Origin of the sequence: Limnospira sp. PMC 1279.21 (genome assembly GCF_032349615.1) — a bacterium.
Classification (GTDB): Bacteria; Cyanobacteriota; Cyanobacteriia; order Cyanobacteriales; family Microcoleaceae; genus Limnospira; species Limnospira fusiformis.
Genome location: NZ_JARPLU010000347.1, coordinates 1 through 1,855 on the forward strand (window position 1 = coordinate 1; position 1,855 = coordinate 1,855).

Annotated in this window: 1 protein-coding gene; it reads right to left on the reverse strand. The window is 44.0% G+C overall.

All coding sequences use genetic code 11. From position 1 onward, the window contains the following. Positions 1 to 156: 156 nt before the first annotated feature. On the reverse strand, positions 157 to 1,560 hold the full coding sequence (locus P5683_RS24420) for a recombinase (protein WP_315641176.1): 1,404 nt from the start codon (positions 1,558 to 1,560) through the stop codon (positions 157 to 159). Between the last annotated feature and the right edge of the window lie 295 nt (positions 1,561 to 1,855).

Genomic DNA, 1,855 nt, shown 5'->3' on the forward strand with positions numbered 1-1,855 from the left:
GGCTAGGAGGGATTCGAACCCGGTTTAAAGGCTACAACCCCTATTCTACCGTCACACTGATGCACTCGAAAGCGATCGCACATTTAGGAGTTAGTGCAAAATGAAACCCCCTAGGTATTTAGCCTAGAGGGTATTGTGTTGTGGGTTTATTGGGGATTAATCATCAAGCTGGTAAAGAGCTCTGATAATTGCCTTAACCTCTGGTAGGTCTGGATTAATGCCAATATTAATCAGGATTTGTTTCCCCATCTCTAGTGGCAATGGTTGTTTTTGATGTCGTGTCAGGATACCTAGCTCTGTGGCAAGGTTGCGGCGTTTTTTGTACTTGCTGTCATTAATTGCCACACTGTGACCAAATGAGCGTGCCCTAATTTCCTGTGGTATCCCGTTCATCTCTCCCAATTGGTTGGCTAGATGTCGGAAAGCATAGGTTTGAGTAATTCCCCAATTGTGACGATTAAGCCATAACCTGTGATTGTTGTTAAAACTGTCAGGGTTCTTGGATTCTGTGATAGGCAAACAGACGTTATGAATTCCTAGGCGGTTAATCAAAGTCTTGTCTTTTGACATTGGAACTGCTAACCGTTGACCTGTTTTAGTGCTTGCCCCAAAGTAAGTAAACTCACCAATCACTAACACTAACTCAAGGTTATTAGGGTCAGATATGGCTGGGAAAGTAATGCCGTCAATCTTGACTGCTTTGTTTAGGTTTTGGACCGCTGCTATCTCTGATGGTCTTAACCCATACAAAGCACACATTGCCGATACCCAACACCAGCCATCACGTGCTTGATTTTTTAAAACAGAACGGTAATCAGTGTTACGTTCATTGTCTAGTAGGTTTAGTAGGGTATCCAAATCTACACTTTGGGATTCAGCAAATACTGTCTGGGTAGGGTTAATCTTTTCCATCTTCTCTAGTGCTTTTTTACAGCCAGCACGTTCCGCTACCTGTCTTAATCGATAGTACCTGTCTCTAAATGTTTTACTGCCTATCGGACTACTGCCATCCTGTAACGGGCTATATAGCGCTTCTTTGATGCCCTCCCAAGTGACGTAAGCATCCCAATCTGTGACTTTGTCAAACACATCAAGGAAACATCGTTTAAATGAACTTTGGTCACTAGCTATATCACGGGAACGTTTCCGCTTAGTGTTCTTGTGTACCCCATTAAAGTAATCATCCTCCATTTCTTTAAACACTTGACGATAGGTGATTAAGTCGTTTTCCATGGGAACTTTGGATTCATCAAGGATAGTAGCCTTGTACCAGTCCAGCCATTCAGACACCGACTGAAATTGTCCGTCAAGGGATTTATGAACTAACCAGGCCTTATCAACGGCCTTACGGATACCCTCAGAAGTGAACTGACAATTACATCCTCGCTGCTTACGCCCTCCCGTCTCCGGGTCAGTAGTGATGTCTAGTTGGATTGTCCCCCGATTGCGCTTAATCCTGACACCCTTGGGACATTGTTTGCGGGATAGGTTGAAAAACTCAAGAATATCCTCAAAGCCTTGATATGTACCACTATGTGTACTGTTTGTACTTGCACTCATTTTGCACTAACTCCTAAATGTGCGATCGCTTTTGAGTGCACTAGAGTGACGGTAGAATAGGGGTTGTAGCCTTTAAACCGGGTTCGAATCCCTCCTAGCCCGTTTTGTATAAACTCTGATTATAACAGCGATTATCGGGAAACACTCAACCCGATAGTCGCACTGTCAATCCCTAGGACTATCTTAATAAACCCGCCCCACCCCCGATAATTAATGTGGTGCGTCAGAACCATAAAATTGGCTGTTGACCCGATAGGTTATCCCTGTGACGCACCCTACTTCCTTAGAAACCCGG